We start from the raw sequence: 18,081 nt of genomic DNA, 5'->3' as shown, positions 1-18,081 counted from the left end.
CAAGGCAAGGGACTAGACCATGCACTTCACCATTCAACGCGAAGCCCTGTTGAAACCCCTGCAACTGGTCGCAGGCGTTGTCGAACGCCGCCAGACCTTGCCGGTTCTGTCCAACGTATTGTTGGTCGTCGAAGGTCAGCAACTGTCCTTGACCGGTACCGACCTTGAGGTCGAACTGGTTGGGCGCGTGCAGCTGGAAGAACCTGCCGAACCTGGCGAGATCACGGTTCCGGCGCGCAAGCTGATGGATATCTGCAAAAGCCTGCCTAACGTCGCGCTGATCGATATCAAGCTGGACGAGCAGAAGCTGGTGGTCAAGGCCGGTCGAAGCCGCTTCACGCTGTCGACACTGCCGGCTAACGACTTCCCGACGGTTGAGGAAGGTCCAGGGTCTTTGACGTTCAACCTTGTTCAGAGCAAATTGCGTCGCTTGATCGAGCGCACCAGTTTCGCGATGGCACAACAAGACGTCCGCTATTACCTCAACGGTATGTTGATAGAAGTGCAGTCCGGCATCCTGCGCGCTGTCGCCACCGATGGCCACCGTCTGGCGATGTGCTCGATGACAGCAGAAATCGAGCAGGCTGACCGTCACCAGGTGATCGTTCCACGCAAAGGTATTCTTGAGCTCGCACGACTGCTTACGGAACAGGACGGTCTGGTCAGTATCGTTCTGGGTCAGCATCACATCCGTGCTACCACTGGCGAGTTCACCTTCACCTCGAAACTGGTAGACGGAAAATTCCCCGATTACGAACGCGTTCTGCCCAAGGGTGGAGACAAACTTGTAGTGGGCGACCGCCAGGCTCTGCGTGAAGCCTTCAGCCGAACGGCCATTCTGTCGAACGAAAAATATCGTGGCATCCGTCTGCAGCTGGCCAGCGGTCAGCTGAAAATCCAGGCAAACAACCCTGAACAGGAAGAAGCAGAGGAAGAGATCAGCGTCGATTACAACGGCAGCTCGCTGGAAATCGGATTCAACGTGAGCTATCTGCTTGATGTTCTGGGGGTGATGACAACCGAGCAGGTTCGCCTGATCCTCTCGGACTCCAATAGCAGCGCGCTGCTCCAGGAATCGGGTAACGACGACTCGGCTTATGTTGTCATGCCGATGCGCCTGTGATCAGCAGTCTGTAGATGTCTCTTAGCCGCGTCTCGGTCACCGGGGTGCGCAATCTGCACCCGGTGACCTTCTCCCCCTCTCCTCGCATCAATATCCTCTACGGCGCCAATGGCAGTGGCAAAACCAGTGTCTTGGAAGCGATTCATCTGTTGGGGCTCGCCCGCTCGTTTCGTAGCGCCCGTTTGCAGCCAGTCATTCAATATGACCAACCCGCCTGCACCGTATTTGGCCAAGTTGAGCTAGCCGAGGGCGGACACAGCAGTCTTGGGATATCTCGTGATCGCCAGGGTGAGTTTCAGATTCGCATCGATGGTCAAAACGCGAAAAGCGCCGCCCAATTGGCCGAGACGTTGCCGCTGCAGTTGATCAACCCCGACAGTTTCCGCTTGCTCGAGGGCGCGCCCAAGATACGCAGGCAGTTTCTGGATTGGGGAGTGTTCCACGTGGAACCACGCTTCATGGCCACTTGGCAGCGCCTGCAGAAGGCCCTGCGGCAGCGGAACTCGTGGCTACGGCATGGTACACTTGACGGCGCTTCACAGGCGGCCTGGGACAGGGAACTGTGCCTCGCCAGCGACGAAATCGACGCGTTTCGTCGGGCTTATATCTCGGCCTTGAAACCTGTCTTCGAGCAAACCTTGAGCGAACTTGTTCAGCTTGATGGCTTGACCCTGAGTTACTACCGCGGTTGGGACAAAGAAAAAGACCTTAGCACCGTGCTCGCGTCTTCTCTCTACCGTGATCAGCAGATCGGGCACACCCAGGCTGGGCCGCAAAGAGCAGACCTGCGGCTACGACTCGGTGGTCATAATGCAGCAGATATCCTGTCACGTGGACAGCAGAAGCTGGTGGTCTGCGCACTGCGTATCGCTCAAGGGCACTTGGTAAGCCAAGCTCGCCGCGGCCAATGTATTTATCTAGTCGACGACCTCCCATCGGAGCTCGACGAACACCACCGCAGCGCACTATGTCGCTTGCTGGAAGAATTACACTGCCAGGTATTTATCACCTGTGTAGATCATGAATTGTTGAGGGAAGGCTGGCAGACGGAAACGCCAGTTGCCTTGTTCCACGTGGAACACGGCAGTATCACCCAGACCCACGACCATCGGGAGTGAATGCATGAGCGAAAATCAAACGTACGACTCGTCCAGCATCAAGGTGCTTAAAGGACTTGATGCCGTACGCAAGCGTCCCGGTATGTACATCGGCGACACGGACGATGGCAGCGGTCTTCACCACATGGTGTTTGAGGTGGTGGATAACTCTATCGACGAAGCTTTGGCTGGCCATTGCGACGATATCAGCATCATCATCCATCCAGACGAATCCATCACCGTACGCGACAACGGTCGCGGTATTCCGGTGGACGTGCATAAAGAAGAAGGCGTTTCCGCAGCTGAGGTCATCATGACCGTTCTGCACGCCGGCGGTAAGTTTGATGACAACTCCTACAAAGTATCCGGCGGTTTGCACGGTGTAGGTGTTTCGGTGGTGAACGCCCTTTCTGCAGAACTGAATCTGACCGTTCGCCGCAGCGGTAAAATCTGGGAGCAGACCTACGTTCATGGCGTTCCTCAGGAACCGATGCGCATCGTTGGCGAAAGCGACTCCACCGGTACCGAGATTCACTTCAAACCTTCGGATGAAACCTTCAAGAATATTCACTTCAGCTGGGATATTCTGGCCAAGCGGATTCGCGAACTTTCATTCCTTAACTCTGGCGTCGGCATCGTCCTCAAAGACGAGCGCAGCGGTAAGGAAGAGCTGTTCAAATACGAAGGCGGCTTGCGCGCATTCGTTGAATACCTGAACACCAACAAGACTCCGGTGAACCAGGTTTTCCACTTCAACGTCCAGCGTGATGACGGCATCGGTGTCGAAATCGCCCTGCAGTGGAACGACAGCTTCAACGAGAACCTGTTGTGCTTCACCAACAACATTCCTCAGCGCGATGGTGGTACCCACCTCGTAGGCTTCCGCTCTGCCCTGACACGTAACTTGAACACCTACATCGAGCAGGAAGGCCTGGCCAAGAAGCACAAGGTTGCCACCACCGGTGACGATGCGCGTGAAGGCCTGACTGCCATCATTTCGGTAAAGGTACCAGACCCCAAGTTCAGCTCGCAGACCAAAGACAAGCTTGTTTCGTCAGAGGTTAAAACTGCGGTCGAACAGGAGATGGGTAAGTACTTCTCCGACTTCCTTTTGGAAAACCCGAACGAAGCCAAAGCGGTTGTCGGCAAGATGATCGATGCTGCGCGTGCTCGCGAAGCAGCGCGTAAAGCCCGTGAAATGACTCGCCGCAAAGGTGCGCTGGATATTGCCGGCCTGCCGGGCAAACTGGCTGACTGCCAGGAAAAAGACCCTGCCCTGTCCGAGCTGTATCTGGTCGAAGGCGACTCTGCTGGCGGTTCTGCCAAGCAGGGACGCAACCGTAAGACCCAAGCCATCCTGCCACTCAAAGGCAAGATCCTCAACGTCGAGAAAGCTCGCTTCGACAAGATGATCTCGTCCCAGGAAGTCGGTACGTTGATCACTGCGTTGGGCTGCGGTATTGGCCGCGACGAGTACAACATCGAGAAGCTGCGCTACCACAACATCATCATCATGACCGATGCTGACGTTGACGGTTCGCACATCCGTACCTTGCTGCTGACGTTCTTCTTCCGTCAATTGCCGGAGCTGGTGGAGCGCGGCTACATCTACATTGCCCAGCCGCCGTTGTACAAGGTCAAGAAAGGCAAGCAAGAGCAGTACATCAAAGACGACGACGCCATGGAAGAATACATGACGCAGTCGGCCCTCGAAGATGCCAGCTTGCACCTGAACGAATCTGCACCCGGCATTTCCGGCCCTGCGCTGGAGAAGCTGGTTAACGATTTCCGTATGGTCATGAAGACGCTCAAGCGTCTGTCACGTCTGTACCCTCAGGAACTGACCGAGCACTTCGTTTACCTGCCACCTGTTGCGATGGATCAACTGTCGGATCATGCGGCTATGCAGGATTGGCTGGCCAAGTTCGACGAGCGTCTGCGTGTTGGCGAAAAATCCGGGTTGGTCTACAAGGCCAGCCTGCGTGAAGACCGCGAGCGCAATGTCTGGTTGCCAGAAGTCGAATTGATCTCCCATGGCCTTTCCAACTACATCACGTTCAACCGCGATTTCTTCGGCAGTAACGATTACAAGACCGTTACCGCATTGGGTGCACAGATCAGTACCCTGCTTGAAGAAGGCGCTTACGTACAACGTGGCGAGCGCAAAAAGCCTGTTACCGAGTTCAAGGAAGCGCTCGCTTGGCTGATGGCCGAAAGCACCAAGCGCCATACCATCCAGCGATACAAAGGTCTGGGTGAAATGAACCCGGATCAGCTGTGGGAAACCACCATGGACCCGAGCGTGCGCCGCATGCTGAAGGTCACCATCGAAGACGCGATCGGTGCCGATCAGATCTTCAACACGCTGATGGGTGATGCTGTAGAGCCGCGTCGTGACTTCATTGAAGCCAACGCACTTGCGGTCTCCAACCTGGACTTCTAACAGTCTGGCTGTGTGGTAGCTACCTACCTCAAGCGGACGGTTACAGTTCTGCAATAAAAAACCCGGCCATGGTGCCGGGTTTTTTATTACCGCAAATGGGTACAGCCAGATTCAGCTGAGGAGGTGTTCAAAGACACCAGCGGCTGAGTGGCGAAGGCTGACCGATCAGCTCCCCTTGGACCGTGGTAAACAGATCAATCATGCGCTGCTCGACGGTGTGATGCTCGGTCAGTGTTGCCTGCCCCTGCCGTGCGATGGCTTGTCGCTCATCGTCATGCTCCAGGTAATAGCGGCAGATCTCGAGGAGATCCTGAGTGTCCCGAAAAATCACCAGGTCCTTGCCATCGGTAAACAGCCTGTGCAGGTCAGGCTTGTCGTTGGTGAGCAGGAACCCGCCGCAGCCCAACACGTCGAACACGCGCATCGGCAGTCCTTCTTCGACAAAAGAGCGGGTGAGGTTGAGATTGATTTTGGACTGGCGGAAGATTTCAGGCATCAGGGTAAAGTGATCGGCCTCCCCTCGGTAACCGGTTATGTGGTCTCGCCACTCCGCATTCCCATAAACACTCACCGCAAAGTGCTCCTCAAGCAGACGCACAAAAGCGATACGTTCCTGCCAGGAATGCTCCCTGCCCAGAATGTAAGCCAGTTTGTCCGCGGTGGTCAGATGAAGATCGCCCGCTAACGGATAACCTGATTCCTCGATGATGGTCTGGATCAGCTGAGCATCAATCTGCTCCGGCAGTTGAGCAAATCCGCCAGGGTGATCCAGCGAGTCGATCAGGTGGCTGCACTGCGTACGGCCGACCTCTCCCAGCTTCGGCAGTATTAACGTTCGATATTCGGTCCTGGTCAGGTTGGCAACGAAGCTGATATCGGTCGGCGGCAAGGCGTCGCCCGCCAGTAATCGCACAGGGTTGATACGGTCCACATTTGCGGCGACTGGCAAGTGGTAGACCTGTCGGATGCCGCTGTTTCTCAACTTCAGAGCGACGGCAGCATCGTAGATGAAGGTGTAGCTGTGAGGATTATCGATGGCTTTGTCATAGATCGGATAACAAGGGGTATCGATCACCCATGAGAGATAAGGCACTTTTAGCAGTTCGCAAACTTCTGAAATGTACCTGTTGAAATTGATGGTGAAAACGTAATCCGGCCGAGTTGTCATCAAACCCATCACGTTGCTTTCGTTCAGGGGCAGATAGGTAACCGAGAAACCCAGACGTTGCAGAGCGTCGGCGCAATCTCGGGAGACAACGGGGTGCTCAAATACCACAACGGTAGCGGCGCTTGGGTTCGGCTGGGGATGTTCGAGGTTCACACTATGCTCTCCGTCAGTAACCATGCGCTCGATGACGAAGCCTAACATCTTAGAGCCCAGCGCCTCAGTGCTCGCCGCTGGAATGTTCCACGTGGAACACCGGCATTCTCAGGCGATCCACGCTGCGGCTTTTTCTGTAGGTGGGCAATTGCAAAGTAACAGCCCCAACCCGTGATGATAGAGCGCTGTAAACCACGATGGACAATTTGGGTGTTCATGTACCTAACATGAGAACCAGGCGCAATCGGCAGATGGCTGTTTAAGATACGTTTTGGCCGAGCGGTGTCTCAAGGATCTTACGGTCGCGGGTCTCGCTGTCTCATGGGTGTTATGGGGAAGCGGACCGTTTGTCGATAGAATCGCACAAGCGAGAATCCTCAAGCATACTCGGACCGTCGAGCGATGCCGAAAGCCGCAGATCCGTTTGTGCTTTCGCAACCAATGGTCGCCGACGTAGTACCCCCGGATGCGACGTTAGTTCGTGACGGTTAAGAAGTCATCGGTTGTCCACGCGCCCCCGCATTGCGCTTGGTTGATGTGAATCTCCCCTTTTTGGTTTGCCGCTCCCGAGACATCTCGGTGCGGTAGCTATAACCGAAATTTGGTTCCTGCCTGTTGTACCCCTGCTGCCAGCCAACCTGGTCTGCAGTCCGCCGCTTGCCCACGTCATCTCACGGCAATGCCTGGCGAACAATCCCTGTGGTTTCTCTTGCCTCTACCGGTATCGGTCCGGACGGGCTACGGCTTTGTCTTGCCCTTTTTCATGCCCATTTTTCGGCCCTGCTGCGTGAAAGGATTGGTGAATGATCAATCGGAAAAACTTCCTGACGTTGCTCGTAGTCGTCCCCCTCCCCTTGGCCGCAATGGAAGGCAAACCCCAGAGCGTGGAAATCGGCGGCTTCGACTTCACGCCCACGCTGAAAGTCGGGGAAATGTACGACGATAACTTTCGCACCCTGCCCAACCACGAGCAGTCCTCCTGGATAACATCGGTACGCCCGACTTTTCTGCTGCAAACACAAACGCGGACCAGTGGATATCAGCTCGAATATGCGGTGGACAGCCGCACCTATCAGGATCACAACGACGCCAATCACATCGACCAGACGCTCAAGGCCAGAAGCGTCCTGGAGTTTGATGTTCGTAATCGGCTCAACTGGGAACTGGGCTACCGCCGCGCCGAGGACACGGTGCAGACCGCCGAGCCACGCGAAAACGATAAGTACACATTGAAGAACGCCCGGATCGGTTACACCTACGGCGCGCTCAGTGCGATGAATCAGATTGATGTATCGGCTGAATATCAGGAGTTGCGTTACCGCAACAGCGGCTCGCTCAACGAGGATAAGGAGCACGACACCACCAGTTACGTCGCTACCTGGTTCCATCGTCTCGGTGGGCGAACCCGTGCGCTGGTCGAGCTGCGCCATAGCGATTTCGACTATCTGCTCAGCAACAGTCCGCGCAACAGCACCGGCGATGCCGCTTTGGTGGGGCTGACGCGCGACCTCAGTGCCAAGCTCAGCGGCAGCGTGCGGGTGGGCTATGAACGAAAGAATTTCAGCGACAGCGGCGTCAACGATTACAGCAGCCCGACCTGGGAAGCCAAAGTCGACTGGAAGCCACGGACCTACTCGACGTTTTCGATCAACGCACGCAAGTCATTCGAGGAAGGCGACGATGGCGCCAACACCGTTCACGACACCAGCACCCGCCTCGGATGGCGCCACACCTGGACGCCATGGATCGCCACTGACATGCACTATCGCTACGCCGACCTCCAATACCTGGGTGTTGGTGGGCGTGATGACAAGCTCAATACCTACGGTGCTTCGGTCATCTATTCCGCGACGCGCTGGGCTGAGGTCTCGCTGGGTTACCAACGCTGGAAAAACGACTCCGATCTCAGCGATCAGACCTACACCCGCAACGTTTACATGCTGACCGTTGCGCTCACGCTTTGAATTGGGCGAGCGCGCAGGGTCGTGGTGGGAATGTCAGGCAGCGATGGTCTTTCGGGACCTGTTCGAATCTGCAAAGGAGGTAGTTCCATGTTTACTCGTCAAATCCTGATGGCCGCCGTGCTTTGGATCTGCGGCGCCCCGGCGTTCGCAGCGGCGCAGTATCAGCTCAGCTCGGGCGATGTGATCAACATCAATGTCTTCGGCGAATCGGACCTTAGCTTCAAGGAAATCCGCCTCACGGATGCCGGCACGTTTTCTTACCCGTTCATTGGTGAAATCAACGCCAAGGGCCTGACTTCAACAGCGGTGGAGAAGCTGATCACCACCAAGCTCAAGGATGGTTATCTGGTCGATCCGCGGGTGTCTGTCAGCGTGCTCACTTATCGACAGTTCTACATCAGTGGCGAGGTCAAGTTGCCTGGCGGTTATCCATTCCAGCCCGGGCTGACCCTGGACCGTGCGATTGCGGTGGCCGGCGGCCTCACGGAGAGAGCGTCGGACAAACGCATCAGCATCGTTCGCGGCGCCGACCCGACGCGCAGCATCGACAAGGCGTCGCTGAACACGCTGGTTGAACCAGGTGACACCATCAACATCGATCAGGGGTTCTTTTGATCATGGGTCAGATAAGCATCAGCAGACGGAACGAGATCGGGCGGCACTCGGCAGGCTTGCTTGAGGACGATCGGGATTTCATCGATTCGAGGAAGATCCGACAAACACTTTGGGCCAGCAAGTGGGCCATTTTGACCATCACCCTTGTTGCGGTGCTGTTGGCGGCAGTGCTGATGCAGGTCGTCACCCCGATGTATCGCGCGGTGGCTTCGCTGGTGATCGAACCCAAGGGCGTGTCGCTGATTTCGTTTCAGCCCCCCGCCGACCCGAATAACCCGACCAACGATTACCTGCAGACGCAGATGAGCCTGATCCAGAGCCGCGGTGTCGCCGAGCGCGCTGTGAAGCAGTTGAATCTGACCCTGCATCCGGAATTCGATCCGCGTCAGCGGCCGTACCTCATGACCCAGTTGAAGGCCCTGGTGTCGGCCATTTCCCCCGGTCTGTTTCCGGCCAGCTGGAGCCAGGGTGAGGCGCTGACGCCGACTCAGGTGTTCGATGCTGCTGTGCTGGAATTGATGGAGCACACCTCTGTGGGGTCGGTCGGCAAAAGCCAGCTGGTGACCATCGGAGTCACCCTCATGGACAAGCAAGCGGCAGCCGCAGCGGCTAACGCTCTGGCCCAGGGGTATCTGGACAGTCGGCTCGACGCGCAGGTCGCCGATTCGCTCAATGCCAGTCGCTGGATGGACTCGCGAGTGATCGAATTGCGCACGCAGTTGCAGCAGGCCGAGAACAAACTGCAGGCCTATCGGGACGCTCAAGGGTTGGTCGATGTTGGCGGAGTGACGACCATCACCGCCAACGAACTGGCCAAGACCAGTGATCGCATGATCGACGCTCGACGTGAGCGCGCCGAGGCGCAGAGTCAGTATCAGCAAGTTCAATCCATCAGCGGCAAGAGCGCAGGCCAGCTGTCGAGTATTCCGGCAGTGATCAGCAACCCGGTCATCCAGCAATTCCAGGCCGATGTCGCCAAGGCCCAGGCCAAGGTCGACGAACTGTCCAGACGTTATGGCGACCGTCATCCGAGCATGATCGCCGCGCGCTCTGACCTGGCGGCCGCCAAGGCGAGCATGGCCGCACAGGTCAGTCAGGTAGTGGCCGGGCTGCAGAACAATTACCAGTTGGCGCAAGCGAACGAAAATGCGCTGCGCGCTTCGGTCAACACCAGTCGCGAGCAAATCCAGGACATCTCACGCAAGGAGTTCAAGCTGCGCGAGCTGCAGCGTGATGTCGACAGCAATCGCTCGCTGTACGAAACCTTCGTCAATCGTCTCAAGGAAACCACGGTCACCGCGGACGTCGGCTCCAGCAATGCGCGCATCGTCGATACCGCGATCCCGCCCTTGCAGCCAAACATGCCGCGCAAGTCGCTGATCTTCTCGATAGCGGCACTGCTGGCGTTTGGTTTTGCCTGTGGTCTTTCGCTGTTGCGCGACGCGTTGAAAAATACCGTCAAGTCCAGCGACGACGTCGAGAAGAAGATCCGCCTGCCGGTGTTGGGGGTGGTGCCGCTGTTGCAGAAGAAAAACCGCGTGCTTATCGCCCGGCAGTTCGAGCGCAGCGACGACTCGGCTTTCAGCGAGGCCATACGAACGACGCGGACAGGGGTCATGCTCAGCGACATCGAAACACGTCGGCACGTGTTGGTCATCACCTCCTCCGTACCCGGTGAGGGCAAAAGCGCCATCGCGGTGAATCTGGCCTGCGCGCTTGGGCGGCTGGAGCGGGTGTTGTTGATAGAGGCAGATCTGCGTCGCCCGACCCTGGCCAAGAGTCTGGGTTTGAGTAACAGCCAGGTCGGGCTGGCGAACCTGGTCAACGGCAGTGCGCGCAGTGGCGAGTGCATTCAACAGGTGGGCGACATGGATGTCCTGCCCGCTGGCGCGGTGCCGTCCAATCCCCTGGAGTTGCTGGCCTCGCCGCGTTTCACCAGCTTTCTGGATTGGGCCAGGCAGCGTTACGACCGGATCATCATCGACTCGCCCGCCAGCCATTCGGTCAGTGACGCAGCTTTGCTGTGCGCCCTGGCCGATGCGGTGCTTTATGTCGTCAAGTCCGACAGCACTTCTGCGCCCGTCGTGCAGCGCGGTGTCGGGCAGTTGTTACGCAATGGTGCGCCGGTGATCGGTGTGGTTCTCAACCAGGTCTCTGCGCTCAATGCGCGCTATGACCATCAAGGCTACTACGGGTATCTGCCGGGCGAGGCTTATCAGGCAAAGGCATAACGGGATAACGGCGACGGTCGCTAAAGGAAATCATCAGCTCAGCCTGGGCAACGACTTACAGGCCACGCGACGAACGCTTGGGAGTATCACCATGCTTGCTCGACGCTTACATCCTTCGGTCAATCGAAGAGGCTTGACGTTCTGGGCCCAGTGGTCAAGTGCCACTGCCCTTGCCAACTTCACCTTCTGCATCCTGGTGTTCAATCAGTTCGGCTACATCGGGACCGAATACCGGGTGCTGATGCTGCTTGAGACGCTGGGGTCGGTACCCATCTACACGGCGTTGCATGTTTACCACAAACGCTACGGCTACGGCGCTGGGCTGCTGCGTCTGCTGGCGGGCTGGATGGTGCTGACAGGCGCACTGGCGGCAGTGGTGTTGATCTGTCTGAATTACGCCGATCTGGATCAGGATCTGTTGGCCAGGTTGGCCGTCTTCGGATTCCTGGTGCAGGCCTGCAGTTACTTGCCTCTGCGTTATCTGACGACCATGCATGCACGCTGGCTGCGCTATGAACGCACCGCCATGATCATCGGCACCTGCCCGCTGGCCTACAGCCTGGCGCAGCAGCTGCGCGAACGGATTCCCGTGCTCGGCATGGTCTCGACGGGGCATGAAGAGGTCGAGCACGTCGCCCATGCCAGCGATCTTCCGCTACTGGGTGCGCTGTCGGGGCTGAGTGATCTGGTGGCGCGCAACAGCATCAAGCGCGTTTATATCGCCATGCCGCTGAGCAAGGCGGCACAGATCGAGGCGATTTATCTGGCGCTGCTGGATCTCAATGTCGACGTCGTATGGATCCCGGATTTCAGCAGCATGATGCTGCTCAACCAATCCATTTCCCAGATCGAGCAGTTCCCTGCCATCTACCTGAACGAAACCCCACTCAGCTCGCATCCGGCGGCAGCCTTGGGCAAGGAGTTGTTCGACCGAGGGCTGGCCTTGATCGCCTTGATCGTGCTGTTCCCGGTCATGCTCACGGTGGCCATTGCGGTGAAGATGTCCTCACCGGGGCCGGTGTTTTTCCGCCAGCCCAGGCATGGCTGTAACGGGCTGATTATTCTGGTATGGAAGTTCCGCTCCATGCGCCTGCACGACGACACTGCGGTCAAACAGGCAACGCAGCATGATGCGCGGATCACGCGGGTCGGTGCCTTCATCCGGCGCACCTCGATCGACGAGCTGCCGCAGTTGATCAATGTGCTGTTCGGCGAAATGGCGTTGGTCGGGCCACGTCCGCACGCTGTCGCCCATAATCATTATTACGGCGACAAGATCATTGCCTACATGGCCAGGCACCGGATCAAACCCGGCATCACCGGGCTGGCGCAGATCAGCGGCTTGCGCGGTGAAACCGAAACCCTGGAAAAAATGCAGCAGCGGATCGAAAAGGATCTGGCGTACATCAATCACTGGTCGCTCTGGCTCGACATCAAGATTCTGGTCAAAACGCCTTTTACCCTGTTCTCACGCAACATTTATTAAGCGCGATTCGACGGGAAGGAGATGGGTATGGCAGATCCCGAGTTTACCGCCGCCGGCTTGCCCGGTACGGGATGGCGGGGCGCGGTAGGCCAACTGTGGCGTGCGCGGTTGGTGCGCAATATCGTCACCACGATCTCCGGCAGCGCAGGTGCGCAGGCAATCAACCTGGCGCTGATTCCGTTGATCATGCGTATCTACGGTCCGGAAGCGTTTGGCGTGGTCGGGACGTTCCAAAGCCTGACCATCATTCTCATCCCCTGGTGCGCGCTGACTTACCCGATGGCGATCGTACTGCCGCAGAACGAGCGCGATGCCCGAGGCTTGATCCGGTTGTCGCTGTGGGTGGCCGCGCTGATCTGCGGCATCACCGCGCTGCTGCTGTACCTCTGGGGCGCGCAGGTGTCTGGAGCATTGGGCATTGATCTGCTGATTCCCTACCTGATGTTGCTGCCCATCGTCATGTTCAGCTCCGCAGTACTGGAGATCACCCAGCAATGGCTGTATCGCAACCAGCGGTTCAGCCTCACGGCACGCGCGGCAACCTTGCACGCCCTGCTCTACAACGCGACACGCAGCGTGGCCGGGCTGATTCAGTCCACAGCACCGGTGCTGGTGGTGACCAGTGCGCTGTATTACGTGATCCACAGCGGGTTATTGCTGATAGGCATTCGCTTGCAACGTGAACCCGGCCCGGCGCCGAGGGAAGCGCAACCCTTATCGCAGCCGCGAAAGGATCTGCTTCAGCTGGCCGCCGAGTACCGCGACTTTCCGTTGTTCCGCGCCCCGCAAGTGCTGATCAATGCGCTGTCGGTGCACATGCCGACGCTGGTCCTGGCATCGGCTTTCGGTGCCATACCGGCAGGGTTTTTCGCGTTGTGCCTGCAAGTGCTGGCGATGCCCAGCAATTTCATCGGCCGGGCCGTGGGCAGCGTCTATTACCCGCGCATTACCCACGCAATCCATGCTCGCGAGCCAGTCGCCGGTCTGCTGGTACGCGGCGTGGCAGGTATGTCCCTGGCCGGCATGCTGCCCTTTGCTGCGTTGGTCATTGCCGGACCCTGGCTGTTTAATCTGGCGTTCGGCGGTCAATGGCAGACCGCCGGGGAATACGCGCGATGGCTGGCTATTTCCGAGTTTGCGGGATTTATCGGCGGTCCCTGCCTGGTGGCGATTCCTGCCCTGTCGTTGCAGAAAATCTTTCTGGTATTCGAAATCGTCAGCACCAGTCTGCGGATTGCGGCGGTGCTGGTCGGTGCCTTTGTGTTCAAGGATCCGCTGGTGGTAGTCATGGCCTTTGCCGCCGCCAACGTTCTGATCAACGTGTCGATGATTGTCATTGTGCTGTTCGAGGGTCGGCGCTGGTATCGCCGTCTCGCCCTGGCGTCATCCTGATTTAAAACCTGTTTGCAGCGATCGGGCGGCAGCTACGTCTGCTCGTCGCCCTCCCCTTTTGAGGATCTCCATCATGAACACTGACAAGGTTTGCGCGATCATCCTCAACTGGAACGGAGCCGAACAAACCCTCGAATGCCTGCGCTCGCTGGAGGCCAGTGGCTCGCTTCCCGTGGTGGTCATCGACAACGATTCGCGCAGCGACGATTACCAGCGGCTGCTCGATTACATGGCCAGCAAGGACGCCGATCAAACGCTCATCTCCACCCAGGAAGAGATCGGCCATCAAGTGGCCAGATATTCGTATTGCCTGATCAAGAACAACGGCAACCATGGTTATGCCGGCGGCAACAATGTCGGAATCGATTACGCCAACCGCGCCGGTTATGACTACTTCTGGATCTTGAACAACGACATTACGGTCGAAGCAGGCGCCCTGGAGGCGTTGCTTGAAACGCTGCACAGTGATCCGCGATGTGGCTTCAGCGCCTCGGTGCTGGTCTACGCCGATAACCCCGAGATCGTGCAGTGCGTCGGTGGTGGGACGGTCTACCCATGGCTGGGCAAGACGAAGTTGATCGGTAAAAACGCCGCCCGTTCGCAACTGGCACAGCTCGACCTGCCTGCGCCGGATTATCTGATGGGCGCCTCGATGCTGGTTTCACGTCGAGTCATCGAGCAGGTCGGTCTGATGGACGAGCGCTATTTCATGTACTCCGAAGAAGTCGACTGGCAGCGCCGGGCAGCGGTGCGCAACATCACCTGCCAGGTGGCGCTGAACAGTTTTGCCCGCCATGGCGACAGCGGCAGTACCAAGGGCAAGAGCCACCTGTTCCACTATTACCGCAACCGCGCTGCGATCATGTACAACCGCAAATTCCATTCAACCGCCTGCTGCGTGATTTCGTCGCTGGCGCTGGCTTCCATCACCGTGTTGCAGAACAGCCGCAGTCCAAAAAATATCCGCTACGGCCTCAAGGGAATCAGCGAGGGCTTCGCCTTTTCCTGGCGCTGATGCGCGCGTCGTTATGCCCACCGCTTCATACACCTAGGTATTGTGCTGTGACCAGAACGTTCTTTTCCTACCGGACGCTGTTGTTCATTTTGCTGTTCCTGAACTCGGCGTGTGTGTTTCTGACCGACAACAAGAAAGCGGGTCTGCCATACCTGCGCGAGATGTTTATCGTGGCGATCTTGCTGGCGGCGTTGTCGTTGCTGTTGGTCTGGAAGCGTGCACATCAGTCCAAGGCCACCTTGTGGGTGGTGTGTTTTGGCTTGCTGCTGCCTGTGTTGTCGGCGTTTCTGTCCAATGCCGAATTCGGTCAGCCGGTGATCTATGGCTTGTTGGAAGAACGTCGCAGCTTTGTCTATCTGTTGTTCCTTCCGGCCTGGTATCTGATGATCAAGGCCCGCCCGACGCAGGACGAGCTGGAGCGATTCTTTCTGGTCTCGGGGCTGGCCTGTGTGCTGGTGGGGTATCTGTACTACCTGGGTGTGCTTCCTGAAAACAGCAACGTCGATTTTACTGTTGATGAAAAGGACTACGGCCTCAATCCGTTACGGCCTAATCGCTTCAGTATCGGCGCCGCCTACGTCAGCGTTTGCGCCTACATGCTCATGTATCGACTCAGACGCGCGTACACGCTGAGGTCTGTCGTGCTGTTGCTGGTTTTTGCGTCCTATCTGTGGCTGGTGCTGCAGACCCGCAACACCATGCTGATCTGGGCGCTGGCCGGGATGTGGATTTTCCGCCGGCGCTGGAGCGTCATTCTGAAATCGGCCGTCGCCGTCGCCGCCATTGTGCTGGTGGCGTACTTCATTGCGCCGGCTTTCTTCGACGACCAGTACCAGCAATTCAATGCACTGCTATTCGAGGCGACCAGCGAGGGCGGGGTTCGCGAGATCACTTCCGACACTGTGCTGCGCGAGGTGAAGCAGAACTACTATGTCGGCATGGGCGCTTTGTCGTTGCAATGGCAGAACGGCTTCGCACGGGTCTACAGCGGGTATTTCTATCTCTCCGATGTCGGCCTGCTCGGCGTGTTCTACCGGTTCGGTTTCCTCACTCCGGTCATTGCCCTGTTCTACTACATCGGCTACTGGCGGATCATTCGTCAGTGCCGGCGTAAAGGCGATCTGCTGAGCGCGTTGCAGCTGGACTTTGTGCTTAATGCGCTCAACTTCTTTCTGTCCACATCGATCATGTATGGCGGCGACATGGCCGGGCTGGCGATTGCCGCTTTCGTGTACTTCGCAAGAGCGTCGGCGGTCAGTAACCAGAGCCCACAACGGCAACCGGCGCAGGAACATGATTATCGACAACCGCTGCAGCATCGCTGATCAGCCCCGGGCGGGTGCGGGCCCATAGTCAGTGCAGCCCGGTGCGACGAGGTACTTGGCCAGCACTCGCCATTGAGGGCGGTCCTGGCCGTTGATGGGCTCCAGGTTCAGAGGCTGACGGCCCCATCGTTCGCCTGACGACCAGTACGCTACCGGCACGCAATGCTGGCGCAGAAAGCTGAGCAGGTGGTCCGCCGCCTCGATCCAGCGTGGGTCGTTGTCCGGGAAACCCATTTCACCGATCTGCCCCCGCCGGCCATGCTGCTGCAGCCACCGGATGAACGGCTTCGCCCGGCGTACGCCGATGTCCGGATCGATCCGCGAGGTCCTGGCGTCCTTGTATTCACCGCCGCCGTTACGGTCCATGTACAGGTGCGCGGAAAACACGATGTTGTTGGCCGGGTCCTTCAGCGACAACAAGGCGTTGTTGTGCTGGGGCCAGCGCTCGGCACTGGACCAGGAGCGTCCCTCGACAATGATCAGTCGCCTGGGGTCTATCGTACGAATCGCATCGATGCCCGCCTGCGCGGCCTGAGGCCAGGTGGCGTCGGAGTCATCGTGGGGTTCGTTCATCAAGTCATACGCAGAGAGCGCCGGCGCGTCATGCCAGCGTTCGGCAACGCGCTGCATCAACTGGCGGTAATGGTCGACGGTCACCTTCGGGCTGCCGATCACTTGCTGTCGATACCGAGCATAGTTATGCACATCGAGAATCACGCCGATGCCTTGCTGGTTCGCCTGCGCGAGCATCTTGTCTATCAACCCGGCATATGTGGCGTCCAGGCCATCGCCCAACACCGGCTGTAAGCGTTCCCACTTCACCGGAAACCGCACCGTGCGGATGCCCTTGGCTTTCCAGCGTGCGAAATACCCTTCGCTGGGGAAGAAGTAGTGCGTGCCGTTTTCTCCGGGAAACACGTTCTCCGAAGACTCTGCCCCCGAGACGTTGATCAGCACCATGGGCAAGGACGCCGCCTGGGCAGTGGCGCACATCCCCTGAATGACCGTCAGCGACAAGCCGGCCAACACCGCCTTGCGCAACCACCTCAAAGCGCGACTCATCCTCGCCGTCTTTTCACCACGTAAGACTGCCGGACGGAATTCGTGTTGTTCAAGCAACCCGGGCTTGTCGCCTGCCTGCTTGTTGCGTCGCTCCCGATGCTTACCGCTGGTACCCGCGAGGGTCGCACTCGCCGCAATCGCGCTGTTGTCCAGTGTGGTTCGGCTCTGCACGCGATGATTCATTAGCAGGAGCCCGCCTTATGAAAGTGTTTGGAATCGAGTTCTATCGTGGCCGCCAACGGGAGCTCATCGATGAGTTGATCAAACTCAGTGATGCCCCTTTCAGGTACCTGGTAACCGCCAACGTCAATCACATCGTGGCGCTTGAACATAACGAGCAGTTTCGGGAAGCTTATCGTTACGCCGGGCATCGATTATGTGACAGCCGTGTCCTGTACCCGGTGCTCCAGCGCCTGAATGCCGGGATTGCCGAACCCATTCCCGGCAGCACGCTGACCCGGGCCATGATGAACATCGCACAGCTGAGGCAGTGGCCGGTGACCATCGTGGGATGCGAAAACGACGTCATCAACACCCTCAAGGGCCAATATCCGGCCGTGGTCTTTCACCACTACAACCCGCCAATGGGGTTCATAGACGACCCCTTGGAGGTGGAACGCTGCGTCGCTTTTATCCAACGGCATCGCTCACGCATGACTGTCTTTTCAGTAGGCTCCCCTCGTCAGGAAATCCTCGCCTGTACGCTGTTCAAGCGTGGCGGCGCCACCGGGATCGGCTTATGCACAGGCGCATCGTTGCTGTTCCTCTCCGGCAAGGTCCGACGCGCTCCACTGTGGGTTCAACGTTTGTCGCTGGAATGGCTGCATCGGCTGGTGACCGAACCCAAGCGGCTCGGGCGACGTTATGCACTGGATGCCTACCGCATTCTGCCGATCATCGCTCGGCAGTTCCGCAATCGTTAAGGCTGCTGGCGTTCAGCATAGATCGTCAGGCACCTTTGTGAGTGGGCGATGATCGCGCCCCTTGTACAGCTACTGCGCTTGATC

13 protein-coding genes are annotated in these 18,081 nt (G+C 58.0%); 11 read left to right on the top strand and 2 right to left on the bottom strand.

Annotated elements, in window-relative coordinates:
• Window positions 1-19 precede the first annotated feature (19 nt).
• The 3 genes from dnaN to gyrB are packed head-to-tail and all read left to right on the top strand — an operon-like array spanning window position 20 to window position 4,663.
• Entirely contained in the window at window positions 20-1,123 is a 1,104-nt protein-coding gene (dnaN, locus tag ACI2KS_RS26180; protein WP_404623927.1) for a DNA polymerase III subunit beta, read from the top strand.
• Window positions 1,124-1,137: 14 nt separating this feature from the next.
• Window positions 1,138-2,241, top strand: coding sequence for a DNA replication/repair protein RecF (gene recF / locus ACI2KS_RS26175; RefSeq protein WP_404623926.1), 1,104 nt, complete (start codon window positions 1,138-1,140; stop codon window positions 2,239-2,241).
• Window positions 2,242-2,245: 4 nt separating this feature from the next.
• A complete protein-coding gene (gene gyrB, locus ACI2KS_RS26170; RefSeq protein WP_404623925.1) occupies window positions 2,246-4,663 on the top strand; it encodes a DNA topoisomerase (ATP-hydrolyzing) subunit B in 2,418 nt (805 codons plus the stop codon).
• 127 nt (window positions 4,664-4,790) lie between these two features.
• On the opposite strand, the gene ACI2KS_RS26165 is transcribed toward gyrB, so the two are convergent.
• Entirely contained in the window at window positions 4,791-5,984 is a 1,194-nt protein-coding gene (locus tag ACI2KS_RS26165) for a glycosyltransferase (RefSeq protein WP_404623924.1), read from the bottom strand.
• An 803-nt stretch (window positions 5,985-6,787) separates the two neighbouring features.
• Between ACI2KS_RS26165 and ACI2KS_RS26160 the strand changes: the two genes are divergently transcribed.
• From ACI2KS_RS26160 to ACI2KS_RS26130, 7 genes are all read left to right on the top strand, one after another.
• Window positions 6,788-7,948 (top strand): outer membrane beta-barrel protein, encoded by a 1,161-nt coding sequence (locus ACI2KS_RS26160; RefSeq protein WP_404623923.1) that lies wholly within the window; start codon window positions 6,788-6,790, stop codon window positions 7,946-7,948.
• 87 nt (window positions 7,949-8,035) lie between these two features.
• Entirely contained in the window at window positions 8,036-8,563 is a 528-nt protein-coding gene (locus ACI2KS_RS26155) for a polysaccharide biosynthesis/export family protein (protein ID WP_404623922.1), read from the top strand.
• 2 nt (window positions 8,564-8,565) lie between these two features.
• Window positions 8,566-10,794 (top strand): GumC family protein, encoded by a 2,229-nt coding sequence (locus tag ACI2KS_RS26150; protein WP_404623921.1) that lies wholly within the window; start codon window positions 8,566-8,568, stop codon window positions 10,792-10,794.
• Between the two features lie 91 nt (window positions 10,795-10,885).
• Window positions 10,886-12,280, top strand: coding sequence for an undecaprenyl-phosphate glucose phosphotransferase (locus ACI2KS_RS26145; RefSeq protein WP_404623920.1), 1,395 nt, complete (start codon window positions 10,886-10,888; stop codon window positions 12,278-12,280).
• Between the two features lie 27 nt (window positions 12,281-12,307).
• The gene (locus ACI2KS_RS26140; protein WP_404623919.1) at window positions 12,308-13,672 is read left to right on the top strand and encodes a lipopolysaccharide biosynthesis protein; all 1,365 of its coding nucleotides are present in this window, start codon (window positions 12,308-12,310) and stop codon (window positions 13,670-13,672) included.
• 73 nt (window positions 13,673-13,745) lie between these two features.
• Window positions 13,746-14,687 carry a glycosyltransferase family 2 protein gene (locus ACI2KS_RS26135; RefSeq protein WP_404623918.1) on the top strand — a complete coding sequence of 314 codons (942 nt, stop codon included), beginning with the start codon at window positions 13,746-13,748 and terminating at the stop codon, window positions 14,685-14,687.
• 47 nt (window positions 14,688-14,734) lie between these two features.
• On the top strand, window positions 14,735-16,012 hold the full coding sequence (locus tag ACI2KS_RS26130; protein ID WP_404623917.1) for a hypothetical protein: 1,278 nt from the start codon (window positions 14,735-14,737) through the stop codon (window positions 16,010-16,012).
• On the opposite strand, the gene ACI2KS_RS26125 is transcribed toward ACI2KS_RS26130, so the two are convergent.
• On the bottom strand, window positions 16,013-17,074 hold the full coding sequence (locus tag ACI2KS_RS26125; protein WP_404623916.1) for a glycoside hydrolase family 5 protein: 1,062 nt from the start codon (window positions 17,072-17,074) through the stop codon (window positions 16,013-16,015).
• A gap of 200 nt (window positions 17,075-17,274) precedes the next feature.
• Between ACI2KS_RS26125 and ACI2KS_RS26120 the strand changes: the two genes are divergently transcribed.
• Window positions 17,275-17,997, top strand: coding sequence for a WecB/TagA/CpsF family glycosyltransferase (locus ACI2KS_RS26120; RefSeq protein ID WP_404623915.1), 723 nt, complete (start codon window positions 17,275-17,277; stop codon window positions 17,995-17,997).
• Window positions 17,998-18,081 lie beyond the last annotated feature (84 nt).

It is taken from the genome of Pseudomonas sp. NPDC087358 (genome assembly GCF_044900785.1).
GTDB lineage: Bacteria > Pseudomonadota > Gammaproteobacteria > Pseudomonadales > Pseudomonadaceae > Aquipseudomonas.
This window is presented reverse-complemented; position numbering and strand designations above follow the sequence as displayed.